Below are 729 nucleotides of genomic sequence, written 5' to 3' on the forward strand. Positions count from 1 at the left end.
AAGGGTGTATTCCTCTTCCCGCGTGCGCTCGTATCGGGCGGCGAAATTGCTGATGACGTCCATGCTGACCTCCTCGTCAACGACCTGTCTGAATGACCTGTCTGTTCAACGCCTGAAGATCGGCCCGGTTTACCCGACTGGTGACACCGGCGCGACCACTCAAGCATCGCCTTCACACCAAAGATCCAGGAAATCACACCATCAAGGCGGGCAAAGAAAAGGGCCTTTTACCCACCAGACGGTGTGAATCCGTCGCCCCTATCTTGCACCTTTTTTCGCGTTTGCGTGCGGCGGGCTCACAACAAACGGGCCCAGCGGGGCAACTTCACCGCATCGGCTCAGGCGTTGCTGCTGGCGCGCACTTCTTCCATGCTCGTGAACCCGCAGAGCACCTTCTCGATGCCGTCCTGACGCAGCGTGCGCATGCCCTCGCGCAGGGCGTGGGCGAGCAGCATGTCGGGGCTGGCACCGGTCTGGATCAGGCGGCGGGTGTCGGCGTTGACCATCATCAGCTCGTGCAGGCCCAGGCGGCCTTTGTGGCCGGTGTGGCTGCAATGGTCGCACCCCAGGCTGTGCCAATGCAGCAGACGGCCTTCCACCGCAAAGCGGTCTTGCCACTCGGCGCGCAGCGACTCACGGGTCACGCCCGTGGGCTCCTGGCCGAACACATGCATGTACTCGTCCAGCCAGCCCTCGATCTGCTCTTCGCTGGCCGGCTCGCTGGTCTTG

The 729-nt window shown here is 63.0% G+C and carries 1 pseudogene; it reads right to left on the minus strand.

Annotation, left to right across the window (positions count from 1 at the left end):
* Window positions 1-338: 338 nt before the first annotated feature.
* Window positions 339-729, minus strand: a pseudogene (locus ACK4TH_RS12585) (pilus assembly protein PilB); the annotation flags it as partial.

The sequence above is a fragment of the Tepidimonas sp. genome (assembly GCF_046292505.1).
GTDB lineage: Bacteria > Pseudomonadota > Gammaproteobacteria > Burkholderiales > Burkholderiaceae_C > Tepidimonas.